This window comes from Paludibacterium sp. B53371 (assembly GCF_018802765.1).
Classification (GTDB): Bacteria; Pseudomonadota; Gammaproteobacteria; order Burkholderiales; family Chromobacteriaceae; genus Paludibacterium.
Window position 1 is genome coordinate 2232573 of sequence record NZ_CP069163.1, and the last position, 16227, is coordinate 2248799.

Genomic DNA, 16227 nt, shown 5'->3' on the forward strand with positions numbered 1-16227 from the left:
TCCTGTTTGAACGGCAATTGACAACTAACTGTGAAAACGTTTTCAACCATAACGCGATAAGGACGGTAATGAAACGCTTGTGCCCGAAGCCACAGCTGGTATCAGAATCGAGCGACACTCACTTGGGAATCGGCTTAGGACAGGGCCGATGGTTATGGCGCAGCCTCTTGCTGTTTCTGGCCCTCCTGCCCCCATGCCAGGCAGGAGCGGTCAAACACCGGGATCTCTCCCAGGCCTGGGGTCAGTGGATGACGCAATGGTCCAGCCTGGAGGAGGCTGACCAGGTGGCACATGTCAACAGCCTCCTCAACCAGATGCTGAGCTTTGCCGATGACCGCAGCCTCTGGCAGCAGCAGGACTACTGGTCGACACCGGCAGAGACCCTGCGCCGCGGCCAGGGCGACTGCGAGGACTACGCCATCCTCAAATACTTCACCTTGCGCCAGCTCGGCGTGGCCACCGACAAGCTGTGGCTGACTTTCGCCAGAGTACGGGTCGGCGGACCGGACAGCCCGCTGACCCTGCAGCACATGGTGCTGGCCTACTATCCGACACCGGGTACCGACCCCCTGATCCTGGACAATCTGGTCGGCAGCCTGTATCCGGCCTCGATGCGGCCGGACCTGCAGGCAGAGTGGTCATTCAATACCGAGATCCTGCAGATCGGGCAGGAGCGCTACCCGGCACGCCAACTCCCGCAATGGCGCCTCCTGCTGGCTCGCATGACGCCCGCCCGCGGCGTCACCGAGCCAGCCAAGCAATAAAAAAACGCGGACGCAGAAGGGGGATAACAGCGCGCCGCGCGTTGAAAGGATCCGACTCAGGCAGCCAACCCCGCCATCGTGCCATCCTGAAGATAACGCGCCAGGATGGCACTGCTGTCCGCGGCCACAGGCATGGCCAGTCCCTGCACATCAATCCGCAGCGTTTGGCCATCCTGGCCGAACAGCAACTCGACCCGGGTGGCATCGGGCGCCAGCGCACTGAACTGCCAGCGCAGCTTGTCTTGATCGACGTAGTGCTGAATACCGCGAAAATCGAGCTGATCTTCTCCCATGCGGAAGTCGGTGATGCGGTCGGTCTCCATCTCGGTACGGCCCCGATGCGGCACATACCATTTGAAAATGTCTCGCCCGCTGCCGCCGGTCAGCACGTCATTGCCATTGCCGCCGACCAGCACATCCTCCCCGTCGCCGCCCCAAAGCTGATCATTGCCCTCGGCCCCGAACAAGGTGTCGTTGCCCTGGCCGCCATACAGTTGGTCATGCCCTTCCAGCCCCAGCAGGACATCGGCCCCGCCCTGCCCGTACAGCACATCATCACGAACATAGCCCATCAGCGTATCGGCGCCCTCGCCCCCCTTGAGCAGCGCCGACTGACCGGCATTGGCAAAACGGATGAAATGCCCGGACTCTCCGGTGACAGGCGCAGTCTGGGGACCATGGAGCACGATGTCCTCGCCATACCAGGACGGGGCAAGCACGGGAAGGTCAGGGGCCAGCACGATGCGTAATTGTCCCGAATCGCTGCTGCCCTGCAGGCCGGTCAGGGTAAAGTCCAGCGTGACGGTCTGTACGGAGGCAGGTTGCAGACGCTGTGTGGCGACATAACTGCCGCTCAGCAAGTCAATGCTGAGCAAGACCTCGTCACTGCGCAGGCTGAGCAGATGACTGACCGGGTCGAAATGCGCCAGGGACATGTCCCCGCTCACCGCCTGCCGACCATCAAACAGCCATTCTTTGCCGGCCAGGCTGACGCGGCTGACATACCCCCCTCCCTCGCCCATTTTCCCCAGCGAGCCACCGGCCGAGTAAACATGGCTTTGCCCCTGAAGGATGGAGGACAGCCACTCGCCGGTGGAGACCTGCAACGACTTGCCATCGGGGCTCAGACTGTCGAGCATTTGCTGGCGAGTAAAATGCTTGCCATCCAGATCATAGCCTTCGTCCTCCCGATAGCGACCGATGCCGACCACATGTCCCTCGATTTGCTTTTGCTGTAAAAACTGTTGCCACTGGCGGATATCCTGCTGACCGATCGTATAAGTCGGAATGCCATCCGAGATGAAGAACGCTACGCGGTGTGCCCCCTCCCGGCCCGAGCCTTGCCCGAACGACTGTTGAGCCAGGTTCAGCGCGTCTACATAGTTAGTACCCAGGTTGTAAAACACATTCAGATCCATGACGCCGCCGTCCAGCAAGCCTGCCTTGAGCTGATCCGGAGTGACCCACCCCGGGCGCGTCCCCGGATGATCGCTCAGACGATCAGACCACTCGCCATAGGCATTGCCATCAAACATCACCACATTAACCCTGACCGCCCCCATCAGTTGATACCGTTCGATGACATCGGCCACGGCCTGCTTCAGCCAGTGCAGTCGCGGCTTGTAGTCCACCGCCCCCTCCGCGGACTGCTCGAAGGTCTGCATGCTGCCGGACATGTCCAGCACCAGCATCAGGTCGATGGGGCGCGCTGCCGGTGCCTCGATCCGGATCTCTCCTTTCTCGGCGCGCGGCCCACTGCCCGTCCCATGGATATCAACATGAAAAAACACCTCGGTCCCGTCCTGAGTCGTCAATGGCAGGGTGAACGGCAACACCTGCCCTTTCGCCATTGGCGCCAGCGTTTCGGCAAGGCGCAGACTCACCCAGCCATCGCCGTCCACGCTGTAGCGCAAGGGGCCGACCGCCTTCTCGCCCATGGCGCGGGCCTGCGCCTCGTCGGGATCATCATCGCGGATGGCGGGTTGAAAACGCAGGCGGCGTCCGACGTCGTTCTGGTCAAAATTCAGGGTAAAGGGCGTCATCGCCGCCGGGGTGTTCTCTCCTTGATAGCGCAGAGTGAGTGTGGCGGGGGTACCGTCCAGCGAGACAAGCGGCAACTCGTCAGTCCATTGCCACCAGGCACGCATTGGCGGCAGCTTGCTGACGTCGACCTCGATCTCGCCGCTGGGCAGGACCCGCGCCCGGCTGTAGTTGAGTTCGATCCAGTCCCCCGCCTGCAGGCCGCTCTCACCCGGGTCGGCGTCGGTGACGGTCGGTCCCTTGAACACCAGCACGCTGCCACGCTGGCTTTCGCGGATGTCGAGTGAGGTAGCGGCAATCTCGGCCGGCTGGTTCTCGCCGTGGTAGCGCACGTTAATCGAGGCACGGCTGCCGTCCAGGCTGAGCAATGGCAGTTCGTCACTGAGCACCTCACCGCGCCGCAGCGGCGGCAGCTTGCTGACGTCAACCTCGATCTCGCCGCTGGGCAACACTCGCGCCCGGCTGTAGTTGAGTTCGATCCAGTCCCCCGCCTGCAGGCCGCTCTCACCCGGGTCGGCGTCGGTAACGGTCGGCCCCTTGAACACCAGCACGCTGCCACGCTGGCTTTCGCGGATGTCCAGCGAAGTGGCGGCGATCTCGGCCGGCTGGTTTTCGCCGTGGTAGCGCACGTTCACACTGGCGGCGGTGCCGTCCAGGCTGAGCAATGGCAGTTCGTCACTGAGCACCTCACCGCGCCGCATTGGCGGCAGCTTGCTGACGTCAACCTCGATCTCGCCGCTGGGCAGGACCCGCGCCCGGCTGTAGTTGAGCTCGATCCAGTCCCCCGCCTGCAGGCCGCTCTCACCCGGGTCGGCGTCGGTAACGGTCGGCCCCTTGAACACCAACACGCTGCCACGCTGGCTTTCGCGGATGTCCAGCGAAGTGGCGGCAATCTCGGCCGGCTGGTTTTCGCCGTGGTAGCGCACGTTCACACTGGCGGCGGTGCCGTCCAGGCTGAGCAATGGCAGTTCGTCACTGAGCACCTCACCGCGCCGCATTGGCGGCAGCTTGCTGACGTCGACCTCGATCTCGCCGCTGGGCAGCACCCGTGCCCGGCTGTAGTTCATTTCCACCCAGTCACCGGCCTGCAGGCCGCTCTCACCCGGGTCGGCGTCGGTGACGGTCGGTCCCTTGAACACCAGCACGCTGCCACGCTGGCTTTCGCGGATGTCCAGCGAAGTAGCGACAATCTCGGCCGGCTGGTTTTCGCCGTGAATCACCACTTCCACAAACCCCGGCTGACCATCCAGCGTCAAGACATCCAGCCGGTGCCGTTCGGTCTCATCACCACGCATGGCTTTCAAGCCGGGGGTCAAGGTCACCAGCACCTGGCCATCTCTCTCGACGCGGTAATACCCGGCTTCGAATGGCAGCAAGGCCTGAGGCTGCAAACCCTGCTCGTCAGGGTCGCCATCGATCACGGTCAGGGTCGTCGACTTTTCAAGACCGCTCTCGGTTTCCAGAAAGACAAGCTGCCCGGGCTCCACGCGTGCCGGGTCGTTGACGCCAAGGATCTGCAGGGGAACCCTCGCGGCAGTGCCATCCAGGGTACGGACGGGCAGCCAGAATTCCGCCACCTCGTCGCTGCTCATTTCGCGCCAGGCCGGATCAAGGGCAATGCGCAGGTCACCGCTGACCTGCACCTGATAGCGCCCGGCGGCAAAATCCTGCCAGCCCTGCGCCCGCAGCCCGTTTTGCCCCGGATCAGGATCGCTCACTTCCGGCCCGGGAAAGCGGCGCTCACGGCCACGATCCGTCTCCAGCATGCTGAGTGTTCTGGCGATGACCACCGCCGGGCGGTTGTCGTCCCCGCCCTCCCGGATGCCGGGGGGATCGCTGACCCGGTGGTCTTGCCAGGAGGGACGTCCCAGCGGCCCGTAACCGCCAGGCACCACCTCCTGCAGTCGTTCAACACGCACAAAGTCGTGGCCATGGTTCTCGCCCGCTTCGCCCTGCAGGCCGGCCTCGGGGCGCATTTGTTTGAGTCTGGCCTCGCGCGCCAAAGCTTCCAGCACACTGCGAGGTTTGCGCACCGGCGCTGGCTCCGGCGCCACAGACGGGCTGTCGGTCAATGCGGCCACCTGCTGCGGGTTGTCTCCGCTGATGGCGACCCGCTGGCCATCTTCACGCAGCAGCAGCAGCTGGGCGCCGGGCGTCGCCTCTATGCGCTCGTCGGCACGGAGCCGGTCAAGGCGACGCAGCAGGCGACGCTGTCCCTGGGCATTGACGGCAAATACCTCTCCACTGACCTGCAGCACCTGGCTGGCCATACTCATTGCATGGATCTCCTTCTCCAATGGATAGAAAACGCTCAACGCTCACTCAAGGACTCGGCCTTGGCGCGCAATACCGGTTTCAGCAAATAGGACAAAACGGTTTTCTTGCCGGTCAGGATGTCCACCTGGGCCACCATGCCGGGGATAATGCGCCAGGCGCGCTGATGGGGCGCCTGGCGGGTCTGAACGCGGACCAGGTAGTAAGCCTGCCCCTTTTCATCGACCAGGCTGTCGGCACTGATCTCCCGCACTTCGCCATCCAGCGCGCCATAGACGGTATGGTCATAGGCGGTAAAGCGCAGCCGAGCCGGCTGTCCGGGGTGCAGGAAGGCAATGTCGCGTGGCGACAGACGAGCCTCGACCAGCAGGTCGTCTTCCGCCGGTACCAGTTCGAGAATGTCCTTGCCGGGCTGCACGACGCTGCCGATGGTATTGAGATGCAGCCGTTTGATTTCGCCTGCCACCGGCGCCCGCACTTCGGTGACCCGCACCTTGTCCTTGAGGGCAATACTGCCGGCCGACAGGCCGTCGATCCTGGCCATGACGTCGGAGAGCTCACTGCTGGCGGCGTTGCGGAAGCTCAGCTCGACTTCCTGAACCTTGCGTTCGGCTTCGGCAATCCCGCCCTGTAAGCGGATCAGTTGTGCGGCCAGGGTGTCGCGTTCGCCCCGGGCCCGGGCCAGTTCGCGTTGCAGGCGCATCAGGTCGACTTCCGAGACGGCGCCGGAGGCTTTCAGCGGTGCGGTGACTTCCAGTTCCCGACTGGCAAGCTGGAACTGCTGAACCGCCTGGGCATGGCGCGCGCGCGCCTCGGACAGCTCCTGCCTGCGCTGGCCAAGCTGGGCGCGGGCAATCGACAGCGATGCGTTCAGCTCGCTTTGCCGGGAGTGGTACAGGGCACTTTCCTGCATGGCCACCTCGGGGGCGTGCTGGCGCACGATCTCTGGAATCTCGAAGGGCTGAGGTCCGGCCAGCGCACGCAGGCGAGCCGCCTTGGCCTGCAAGGCCAGGTGCAGGGCGCGGTTTTCGCGCAGCGAGGATTCGGCGCGGGTGCTGTCAATGCGCAGCAGCAGCTGATTTTTCGCGACTTTCTGCCCTTCCCGCACCAGGATCTGTTCGACCAGTCCGCCATCCAGGCTCTGGATGTGCTGGTTCTGGAACGAGGGCACCACCTTGCCTTCGCCGCGGGCCACCTCATCCACTTCGGCCAGGGCCGCCCAGAGCAGGCAGGACAGCAGCAGACCACCGCTGCTCCAGACGAACAGTCTGGGACGAGCGGGATGTTGCAGCTGTCGGCTCCACTCGGCATCGGCGGCAAAGTCAGCGCCCTCTCGCAGATCTCGTCCGGCAGCCCAGTTGCTCAGGCGGTCAAGGTACGGGCCAAGCTGGCTGCGCAGCTGCTGCAGACGGTCGGCATAACGGATCAGTCGGCTTTTCATGCTGTGGCCTCCGTGCTACGACGACCGCCGCTCAATGCGGCCAACACCTCGGCCTTTGGCCCGTCGGCAACAATGTGCCCCTGCTCCAGCACCACGATGCGATCGACCAGTGCCAGCACATCCGGCTGATGCGTCACCAGCAACAGGGTCTTGCCGGCCAGCTCGGCCGACAGGGCGCGAATGATGCGCTGAGCCTGCGCCGGATCCATATTGCTGGTCGGTTCGTCCATCAGCAGGATGCTGGCATCGCTGACCCAGGCGCGGGCAATGCATACGGCACGGCGCTGGCCGCCTGACAGGGTCTCGCCCCGTTCACCCACCAACAGGTCATAGCCTTCCGGATGCTGATCGACAAAGCGGTCCAGTCCGGCAATGCGCATGGCGCGCTGCAGGCGCTCCACCGTCACCCGATGCTGTCCCATTTCCAGGTTGTGACGCAGGGAGCCGTAGAACAGCAGGCTTTCCTGCGGCACGTAGCCGATATGCTGACGCAGCTCGTCCGGGTCGATCTGGCGCAGGTCTATGCCATCCACCCGCACGGTGCCGCCAGTCGGCTGGTACAGGCCCATGACCAGTTTCTGGATGGTGCTCTTGCCGGAACCGATGGCGCCGAGGATGGCGACGCGCTCACCGGGCTGTAGTCGCAGACTGACGTCGGACAAGGCCGGGCGGCTGGCCCCCGGATAGCTGAAACTGACCCCGCAAAGTTCGATGGCGCCACGAAACGGCGCACGCGGGGTATAGACCTGCTCGCTGTCGCGCTCGACCGGCAGCTGCATGACCGACTCCACCGAAGCCAGCGAGGCCCGGGCATTGTGGTACTGGGTCAGCAGGCCGACCAGTTGTCCCAGGGGGGCCGTGGCGCGTGCAGACAACATGCCGGCGGCGATGATGCCCCCCGGGCTGGTCCGGCCATCCAGAATCAGATAGACGCCAAGCACCAGCATGCTCAGGTAGCTCAGTTGCTGGATCAGGGCGGCGAAGTGTCCGGTCAGGGCGGAAAGGATTTTCAGGCGAGCCCCGGTTTGCGCCAGATAGCGGGTCGTGCGCTCCCAGCGCCCTTGTTGCACCCCCTGGGCCGACAGGGCCTTGAGGGTCTCCAGACCGCCCAGACTTTCGACCAGCAGCGCATTGCGCTCGGCCGCCGCGCGCAGGGTGGATTCAGACAGGGTGCGCATGCGTCCGGCGGTCAGCCAGGCCTGCAGCAGCATCAGGCCCGCCGCCAGGACGACCGGCAAGGCAAACCAGGGGGACAGCCACAACAGAATCAGCACGAACAGCAGCACAAACGGCAAGTCGACCAGGGTGACGACCGAACTGGAAGCAATGAAATCGCGTACCGACTCGAAGGCACGCAGATTGGCCGCAAAGGCGCCGACCGAGGCAGGCCGGTGCTCGAGCCGCAGGCCCAGCACCCGCTCCATGATTTGAGCCGACAGCCTGATGTCGATGCGCTTGCCCGCCAGGTCGAGCAGATGCGAACGCGCCAGTTTGAGCAGGAAGTCAAACACCAGCACCAGGGCAGCCCCCAGGGCCAGTACCCACAACGTGGAAAGCGCCAGATTGGGCACCACCCGGTCGTAGACATTCATGGTGACCAGCGGGACGGCCAGGGCACACAGATTGATCAGCAAGGCGGCAAACAGGGCATCGCGGTACAGGGGCCAGCCTTCCGCCACCGCCTGCCAGAACCAGTGCCCTGGCTTCACGTTACGCTGGACAGCCGTTCGCCGGTCTTGCCGATAGCGTGGCCGGACCAGAATGCACAGACCCTGGTACCGGGCAGCCAGTTGGGAAACCGGCAGACGTTGCTCCCCCTCCATCAGGCTCGGTTCGCGCAGGCGGGCCAGGCCATCCGGATCCAGTCCTTCGTACAGGCAGGCCTGATCCTGTGCCAGCAACAGGACAGCGGGCAGCATTTCCGCGGTCAGTGACGCCAGCGGCTGGCGCACGATGCGTGCCACCAGCCCGAGGCGACGTGCCGCGCGCACGAACAAGGAAGGGGTCAGCCGCCCCTGTTCCAGGGGCAGGCCGGAGAAAACGGTTTCAGGCGGGAACGGAAGGTCCCAGTGGTGCGCCAGTGCAAGCAGGCAGGTTCGCAATGGATCTTGCTCTGGCACTGAACTGATTTCTTCCCGGCCCGGGCCGGTTTGGGCAATGGCATCGATCACGGTGGCTCGTTCTATTTTGTAAACGTTATCAAACACAGAGTTAACTGATTGGCGCGAATAATAACCATGCGCTTACAAGTCGTGCAATAGTGCGTGAAATCGTTTTCCAAACCGACTGAACATTCTGACAGCCAAGCTATTGATCGTCCGGCAGAAAGGCAAAAAAAAGCCCGCCGAACGCTGCGGCGGGCTTTAAATTACTTGTTATAAATTATTCAAAAACCAACTGTTCTCCGCGTGCATCGATCAGCACGGTATCCTTCGGTGCATATTTGCCGCCGAGTATGGCCTTGGCCAGCGGGTTTTCGATCTCGTTCTGGATCGCCCGCTTCAGCGGTCGCGCCCCATACACCGGATCAAAGCCAGCCTCGGCCAGCACGGACAAGGCGCTGTCGCTGACTTGCAGGTTGAGATCGAGCTTGGCCAGACGGGCTTCCAGCGCCTTGAGCTGAATGCGGGCAATCGAGCGGATATGCCGTTCGTCCAGGGCATGGAACACCACCACGTCGTCGATCCGGTTGATGAACTCCGGCCGGAAGTAGTTCTTCACCTCGGCCATGACCGCCAGCTTGATGACCTGATAGTCGTCGGTCGACATCGCCTGGATCTGCTGGCTGCCGATATTGGAAGTCATTACCACCACGGTGTTCTTGAAATCCACCGTGCGCCCCTGGCCATCGGTCAGGCGACCATCGTCCAGCACCTGCAGCAGGATGTTGAACACATCGGGATGTGCCTTCTCCACCTCATCGAGCAGGATCACGCTATAGGGCTTGCGTCTGACCTGCTCGGTCAGATAGCCACCCTCTTCGTAACCGACATAGCCCGGGGGGGCGCCGATCAGACGCGCCACCGAATGCTTCTCCATGTACTCGGACATGTCGATGCGGATCAGGTGATCCTCCGAATCGAACAGGAAGCCGGCCAGGGCCTTGCACAGCTCGGTCTTGCCGACGCCGGTCGGGCCGAGGAACAGGAAACTGCCATACGGGCGATTCGGGTCGCCCAGGCCGGAGCGCGAACGACGGATGGCATCCGAGACGACATTGACCGCCTCATCCTGGCCGATCACCCGCTGATGCAGGGCTTCTTCCATATGCAGCAGTTTTTCGCGCTCGCCGGTCAGCATTTTCGAGACCGGAATGCCCGTCATGCGGCTGACCACCTCGGCAATTTCTTCGGTACCGACCAGGGTACGCAGCAGGCGATTGGGCGTGGCGCCCTTGCCTGTGCCTGCCGCTTCGGCATCCTTCAGCTGTGACTCGAGCTGCGGCAGCTTGCCGTACTGCAGCTCGGCCAGTTTTTGCCAGTCGCCGCGACGCTTGAGATCTTCCATCTCGCTCTTGAGACGGTCGATTTCTTCCTTGATGGTCTGGCTGCCCTGGGCGCTGGCCTTTTCGGCCTTCCAGATTTCTTCCAGATCGGAGTATTCCTGCGTCAGACGCGTGATCTCTTCTTCAATCAGTGCCAGACGCTTGGCCGAGGCTTCGTCGCTCTCCTTGCGCACCGCTTCGCGCTCGATCTTCAGCTGGATCAGGCGGCGATCCAGCTTGTCCATCTCTTCCGGCTTGGAATCCAGCTCCATCTTGATGCGGCTGGCCGCCTCATCAATCAGGTCGATGGCCTTGTCCGGCAGGAAGCGGTCGGTGATATAGCGCTGCGACAGCTCGGCGGCGGCCACGATGGCCGGATCCGTGATTTCCACCCCGTGGTGAATCTCGTACTTCTCTTTCAGGCCGCGCAGGATGGCGATGGTGTCCTCGACAGTCGGCTCGTCCACCATGACCTTCTGGAAGCGGCGCTCCAGTGCGGCATCTTTTTCGATGTATTTGCGATATTCATCCAGTGTGGTAGCACCAAGGCAATGCAATTCGCCACGCGCCAGCGCCGGCTTGAGCATATTGCCGGCATCCATGGCCCCTTCGGCCTTGCCCGCGCCAACCAGGGTATGGATTTCGTCGATGAAGATCAGGGTATTGCCTTCGTCCTGGGCCAGATCGGTCAGCACAGCCTTCAGCCGTTCCTCGAACTCGCCGCGATATTTGGCGCCGGCCAGCAGGGCGGCCAGGTCGAGCACGAGCAGGCGCTTATGCTTCAGGCCTTCCGGTACTTCGCCATTGACGATGCGTTGCGCCAGACCTTCGACGATGGCGGTCTTGCCGACACCAGGTTCACCGATCAGCACCGGGTTATTCTTGGTGCGGCGCTGTAGTACCTGAATAGCACGGCGGATTTCATCATCGCGGCCGATGACCGGATCCAGCTTGCCCTGACGGGCGCGCTCGGTCAGGTCAAGGGTGTATTTCTTCAGGGCTTCACGCTGACTTTCAGCATCCTGAGATGCCACAGCCTGGCCGCCGCGTACGGCATCGATCGCAGCCTCCAGCGCCGCGGTCGTCGCGCCCTGCTCCTTGAACAGCCGCGCCAGCTCGCTCTTGTCCTGGCTGAGTGCCAGCAGGAACATTTCACTGGCGACAAACTCGTCGCCGCGTTTCATGGCGGCCTTGTCGGCCAGATTGAGCAGATTGGCCAGATCCCGTGACACGGTGATCTCGCCGCCGGTCCCCTGAACGCGCGGCAGCCGCTCGACAGCCGCCTTGGTGGCATGCTTCAGACCGGGAACATTGACACCGGCCCGCGCCAGCAAACCGGCCACACCACTTTCCGCATCTTCCAGCATGGCCAGCAGCAAATGGGCCGGCTCGATAAAACCGCACTCGCGCGCAATCGCCAGGCTCTGGGCGTCGCCCAGCGACTGCTGCAATTTGGTTGTCAGTTTGTCAAAGCGCATCATGCACTCCTGTCAATAGTTGATAAGCAATAGTTTGGGCAGCGCCGGGAACATTTCAAGGGCAGACTCAGCACACTGGGGACGGGAAAAGAAAATGGCCCGGATGACACCGGGCCAGAATCTTCACTGAGGGTTGGCGATCAGGCTTGTTTCGGGCCACTTTTGACCGCCGCGATGGCCGCTCCTGCGGCAGCGCCGACAGCAACACCTTGCCAGGAACGGGAGCTCGTACCATAAATGGCGCCCTGCAGCGCCGCATCAACCACGGCACCCAACCGCGCCCCGCCACCGCCATGGGTATGCGATGGCGTTGACGTGGCCGGGTAGCATCCGGCATGGCAGCCCCCGGTGACTTTCAGCAGATCATTAACATGAAGCGTATGCATGGCAATTACCTCCAAATGTTCATGATGCTGGTTTGAAAACACCTGTGCGTTCCAGATACCAGATCACGCAACTCACTGCGCATCCGATCATCACCGACAGAGGAAGCCGACTCACCCAGTTCGCCAGACTCAGACACTCAAAACCGCATCGACTGGCGAAAATCAGCTGGTCAGCCACCACAACCCGAAGAAGTACGGATAAAACGCACTGTTCTTGCATATCTACACCCCCCCAAGGTCAGGCTTAGTTTGAACGGTTGAGACAAAGAACATCAGAGGAAATTGGAGAGCCGCGGAACAGACTGGTTCGACACCAGGCAGCGAAAACCGAACCAAATGCCAGCGATTCCGCTGCAAAACATGGCCGAGGACATCAGCAGACAGGGACAAGGATGAAAATGAAAAAAGGTCAGACCGCTTGCGGCTGACCTTTTTGATCGAGATGGTGCCGGTAAGAGGAAACGGGTATTTCGTTGTTAAGTTGTTTATAATCAATTAGTTAAGCTGTCTATTTTTTGTGCTGTACCACAGTGCGATGCTGGTTTTGTACCACGGGTGATGATGCAAAAATACCTGATGATTGTCAAACCCATGATTCGTATGCGAACAGGGTAAATGTCATTGGTGATAAGATATGATGACTAATCTTTCAATGGGGCAGTGATGAAAGTTTTGTTTGTTGAGCGAGGGAGTAAAGGAAATTTCTGCGGAAAGGTACTAGAAGGCGACTCCGTGCTTATTTCAATCTCTGGCCAGCCTTCTGTTCGCCGACTTCTCGATACCTTGCATAAGTCGGGAATTGAGTTCGACCACATCGAGTTGGTAGGCTTAGATGCTGATGATGTTGGTGAGGAACCAAAGCGATAATCGCCCAGCGTCTAAGCAGGAAAATTTCAGCAAAAATTTCTGAGAGGGTATCTGACAAAACCGGTCTAGGCAGTTACCCCCATGCCCCTCACGGAAGCTGTAGGCCATCCTTGACGACGATGAGGCAACTGTTATTCAGCCGTATTCTCTTGATTTCCAATCCTTCAGTAGGAATGGGCAACCGAACTAGACTGTTCAGAGGGAAGAAAGGGAGGTTCGGCCATATCTTCCAGCGAAAGATAATGTCCCTGATTGATGGCTTGGGTGTTGAACCGCAGTGAATGCCTTCCGTTATTGTGTGGAACCCAAGTCTCGATGACTTGATGTACATGCTGAAAGCAATCATCTTTGCGGCTTTTGGATTGGTGTAATGGAAAAGAAATCCGTGGCCATCTCCAGCGTTAAACCTGTCGATTAAGGCTGATGCCTCTTCGTCTGAATAACCCAGCCCCTTCAAGAAAGCGCTCTCTAGTTCCGAATGGTAGTTGCTCCAAACAAACCATTCGTTCAAAACCCTGCTGATTGGCTTCATCACATATCCCGCATTGGTCTAGTTTTGGAAATTCTAACCACCAACAGCCTATCTGTCCTTTTCATTTCAGGGCGCAGTTCATTTAGGTATACCCATACGACCCATGCCAAAACCCCTCAAAATCTAGTCCAATAGGGTTGACTATGGCTTTTGGACTATCTACTATTGGCCTCATTACCTTTTGAGCTAGCCCAAAATCATGCCTCATTCCATCTACTACGGTCGTGTCTCCACCAGCGAACAGAACATCAACCAGCAACGTGCAGAAGCGGAATCCCTTGGCTGTGATGCTTCCTTCTTTGATGAAGGCGTATCCGGCTACCATGTTGCCCCTGCTGACCGTCCTGAATGGCAGAAGGTTATGGCTGCCTTACGTGCTGGCGATACGCTATATGTTCGCTGGCTTGACCGTATCAGCCGTCGATATGATGAACTCCACAACACCATGCAAACCCTGATGCAACGTGGCGTCATTGTGTTTTGCACCATGAACAAGATGGCGTTTGATGGTTCATCAGATGACCCGATAGCCAAGGCAACCCGCGATGCAGTCCTGGCATTCATGGCGGCTCAGGGTGAAGTGGATTACATCAACCGCAAGGAAATGCAGCGTAGAGGCATTGAACTAGCCAAGGAGCAAGGCCGATACAACGGCAGACCAAAGACCGTGGATGACAAGGCTGTTGCTGCATGGCGATCCGAAACAGGAGCCAGCATCAAGGCCACGGCTGAACATTTTGGGATTGGGGAAAGTAGTGTGAAGAGGGCGTTGAAGGCGGTGAGCAATGCCTGACAAGAATAGTTTGTTATTGGCCTGTGCATCGGTGTCTATCAATAGTTAGGCACATGATGTAATGTTTTGGGGTAACTTTAAACAATTTCCCATCTACTACGTAATGGATTGCCATTGCTATGAGAAAATTACTTGCAATATCACTGGTGCTACTTGGCGTTTTAACTGTCCCTGCCAACGCAGAAGAAGTTACAGATGCCGACGTTCGTCAGTTGTTGGTTGTAATGCATATGCAAGACAACTTGCAGGTCATCAAGAGCCAAATGATTAATCACATGATTCAAATGGCCGATGACGAGGCGGCCCAGAGAAATGACTTCACTCCAGAAGCTAGAGAAAAACTACACAGGGTATTACTTTCTTTTTTTACAACCGTTTATAACAAAATATTGTCATGGGACAAAATAGAGCCGGTGTATCTAGAAGTTTACAAGGACAACTACACAGACGACGAACTCAAGGGAATGTTGCAATTCTATTCATCGCCAGCCGGTCAAGCAGTCATAAGAAAATCACCTAAAATTGTGACACAAATATTGTTCCGTATGGATCAAGAGGTCAGTCCTCAAATTCCGAAGATGCAGAGTCAGTTGAAAGAAATGATTGAGAAAGAAGTTACTAACCATAACTGATGCCAGAAAATAATTTTCAGCGCTATTAGGCCAGCCATCGTGCTGGCTTTTTCGTATCCCCAACTCCCCCATCGACAGCCGAAATCTGACCCACTACCGGCAACTGAAAGCTGACCCACCATCAACGCCCGAAAGATGGCAGCAGGCATTAGCCCGAACTTTGTTCACTCCCTGGACGCCTCGCACCTGATGATGACCGTAGCGACTTGCCTTGAATATTCCGATATTCAGCACTTCGCCATGATTCATGACAGTTACGGCACTCATGCCGCCAACACTGACACCCTGGCCGAACTCTTGCGGGAAGCCTTTGTTGCTCAGTACGGCCAAGAAGTGATTCGGGAGTTTTATGAAGAACTCTGTGAACAGGTTCCCGAAGGCGTAGAACTTCCGCCGCCCCCGGCAGTAGGTGACTTCGATTTGGAGCAGGTTCTCGATGCTCCGTATTTCTTTGCGTAGGACATTCTCATTTTTGAGAACTATTCGGGAGGTTAGCAATTCCCCCCACGTATTAGCTCAGTAAAACGCTGCCCTTCTTTCTCTCATTTCTTTCATTCAATCCAAGCCTTCATTTGCTTGGTTCTTCACTGTGGACGCTAGTCCGCGCCCTGCTAAGAGCGCACCCGCTACCGGCTTTGTTCCTTTCGCGGTATGTGGGATGAAGGACGCTACTTAGAGGCGACTTTGAAGAACCAAACAAATGGAGGCTTGGCACATATAGGAATCACAACCATGAACACCCAAGTACAAAACTTCTCCATCGCTACCGCCGACCTAACCGCAAACATTCGCATCATCCAAGATGAACACGGTGAACCGTGGTTCGTGGCGAAGGATGTTTGTGAGGCGCTAGGCCATACCAACCCTACGGTAGCCATGCATATTCTTGATAGTGACGAGTTCCGCCGTTCTACCCGAGAAAGCGACCCTAACCTTTTCTTAGGTTCAAAGGCGCAGAGTGCCAATATCGTTTCTGAATCCGGCCTGTATGCCCTGATTGTGCGCAGTAACAAGCCCTCCGCCAAACGCTTCCGCAAGTGGGTTACTTCCGAAGTCCTGCCATCCATCCGTAAAAACGGCATGTATATGGCTCCGGCTGTTGCCAAGGAGGCCGTTGAATCCCCGGATGATTTCCTTGCTCGCGCTGTCCTGGTTGCCTCTGAACAACTTAGCAAGCTGAAGAAGGTGAATGCCGAACTTCAGGCCGATAACCACAAGCTGAAATCCATGATTTCCCTGAACCAGTGGGCGCTGAATGCTGACCTGCATCTGACCCAATCCGAGAAGAACAGGATTGCCAGCAAGGCCAAGGTGATTACTGAAGAAATGGGTTTCCCGGTGGAGAAGCGTGAATTCATGATGACCGTTAAAGGTGAATCCTTCCCGGCCTATGCGAATCTGTACCACGTTGAATCGCTGTACAAGGCTGCTGAGAAACTTGGGATTAACTGGTAATCGGCTCATGTTTCCTGATTGGTGTATCTACGTCCCGCTGACCATCCTCATTGCAATAACTTCCGTGGTGTCCATTGCTCT

At 59.0% G+C, this 16227-nt stretch carries 11 protein-coding genes; 5 read left to right on the forward strand and 6 right to left on the reverse strand.

Translation table 11 applies throughout. The annotated features are described in order from the left end of the window. The first annotated feature begins 248 nt into the window (after positions 1–248). Positions 249–764, forward strand: coding sequence for a transglutaminase-like cysteine peptidase (locus JNO51_RS10710; RefSeq protein WP_215776890.1), 516 nt, complete (start codon positions 249–251; stop codon positions 762–764). 56 nt (positions 765–820) lie between these two features. On the opposite strand, the gene JNO51_RS10715 is transcribed toward JNO51_RS10710, so the two are convergent. The 6 genes from JNO51_RS10715 to JNO51_RS10740 all read right to left on the reverse strand — a co-directional run bounded on the left by JNO51_RS10715 (position 821) and on the right by JNO51_RS10740 (position 13266). Further along, the gene (locus JNO51_RS10715; protein ID WP_215776891.1) at positions 821–5080 is read right to left on the reverse strand and encodes a M10 family metallopeptidase C-terminal domain-containing protein; all 4260 of its coding nucleotides are present in this window, start codon (positions 5078–5080) and stop codon (positions 821–823) included. 35 nt (positions 5081–5115) lie between these two features. Next, positions 5116–6519: an HlyD family type I secretion periplasmic adaptor subunit gene (locus JNO51_RS10720; protein WP_215776894.1), complete on the reverse strand. Its 1404-nt coding sequence runs from the start codon at positions 6517–6519 to the stop codon at positions 5116–5118. Further along, a complete protein-coding gene (locus JNO51_RS10725) occupies positions 6516–8639 on the reverse strand; it encodes a type I secretion system permease/ATPase (protein ID WP_215776896.1) in 2124 nt (707 codons plus the stop codon). Before JNO51_RS10725 ends, JNO51_RS10720 begins: the two co-directional genes overlap by 4 nt. A gap of 262 nt (positions 8640–8901) precedes the next feature. Continuing rightward, positions 8902–11481: an ATP-dependent chaperone ClpB gene (gene clpB / locus JNO51_RS10730; RefSeq protein ID WP_215776899.1), complete on the reverse strand. Its 2580-nt coding sequence runs from the start codon at positions 11479–11481 to the stop codon at positions 8902–8904. Positions 11482–11621: 140 nt separating this feature from the next. Next, positions 11622–11867: a hypothetical protein gene (locus JNO51_RS10735; RefSeq protein WP_215776901.1), complete on the reverse strand. Its 246-nt coding sequence runs from the start codon at positions 11865–11867 to the stop codon at positions 11622–11624. Positions 11868–12822: 955 nt separating this feature from the next. After that, entirely contained in the window at positions 12823–13266 is a 444-nt protein-coding gene (locus JNO51_RS10740) for a hypothetical protein (RefSeq protein ID WP_215776903.1), read from the reverse strand. Positions 13267–13465: 199 nt separating this feature from the next. Between JNO51_RS10740 and JNO51_RS10745 the strand changes: the two genes are divergently transcribed. The 4 genes from JNO51_RS10745 (at position 13466) to JNO51_RS10760 (ending at position 16146) form a co-directional block, all read left to right on the forward strand. Next, the gene (locus JNO51_RS10745) at positions 13466–14059 is read left to right on the forward strand and encodes a recombinase family protein (RefSeq protein ID WP_215776906.1); all 594 of its coding nucleotides are present in this window, start codon (positions 13466–13468) and stop codon (positions 14057–14059) included. Positions 14060–14178: 119 nt separating this feature from the next. Further along, the gene (locus JNO51_RS10750) at positions 14179–14691 is read left to right on the forward strand and encodes a DUF2059 domain-containing protein (protein ID WP_215776908.1); all 513 of its coding nucleotides are present in this window, start codon (positions 14179–14181) and stop codon (positions 14689–14691) included. A 135-nt stretch (positions 14692–14826) separates the two neighbouring features. After that, positions 14827–15150 carry a DNA-directed RNA polymerase gene (locus tag JNO51_RS10755; protein ID WP_215776911.1) on the forward strand — a complete coding sequence of 108 codons (324 nt, stop codon included), beginning with the start codon at positions 14827–14829 and terminating at the stop codon, positions 15148–15150. Between the two features lie 273 nt (positions 15151–15423). Then, the gene (locus JNO51_RS10760; RefSeq protein ID WP_215776913.1) at positions 15424–16146 is read left to right on the forward strand and encodes a BRO family protein; all 723 of its coding nucleotides are present in this window, start codon (positions 15424–15426) and stop codon (positions 16144–16146) included. The last annotated feature ends 81 nt before the right edge of the window (positions 16147–16227 follow it).

Bases quoted from the DNA above. Each gene is read 5' to 3' on its own strand.
- JNO51_RS10710 (WP_215776890.1), top strand. From the start codon at position 249: ATGACGCAATGGTCCAGCCTGGAGGAGGCTGACCAGGTGGCACATGTC.
- JNO51_RS10715 (WP_215776891.1), bottom strand. From the start codon at position 5,080: ATGAGTATGGCCAGCCAGGTGCTGCAGGTCAGTGGAGAGGTATTTGCC.
- JNO51_RS10720 (WP_215776894.1), bottom strand. From the start codon at position 6,519: ATGAAAAGCCGACTGATCCGTTATGCCGACCGTCTGCAGCAGCTGCGC.
- clpB (WP_215776899.1), bottom strand. From the start codon at position 11,481: ATGCGCTTTGACAAACTGACAACCAAATTGCAGCAGTCGCTGGGCGAC.
- JNO51_RS10735 (WP_215776901.1), bottom strand. From the start codon at position 11,867: ATGCATACGCTTCATGTTAATGATCTGCTGAAAGTCACCGGGGGCTGC.
- JNO51_RS10740 (WP_215776903.1), bottom strand. From the start codon at position 13,266: ATGAAGCCAATCAGCAGGGTTTTGAACGAATGGTTTGTTTGGAGCAAC.
- JNO51_RS10745 (WP_215776906.1), top strand. From the start codon at position 13,466: ATGCCTCATTCCATCTACTACGGTCGTGTCTCCACCAGCGAACAGAAC.
- JNO51_RS10750 (WP_215776908.1), top strand. From the start codon at position 14,179: ATGAGAAAATTACTTGCAATATCACTGGTGCTACTTGGCGTTTTAACT.
- JNO51_RS10755 (WP_215776911.1), top strand. From the start codon at position 14,827: ATGGCAGCAGGCATTAGCCCGAACTTTGTTCACTCCCTGGACGCCTCG.
- JNO51_RS10760 (WP_215776913.1), top strand. From the start codon at position 15,424: ATGAACACCCAAGTACAAAACTTCTCCATCGCTACCGCCGACCTAACC.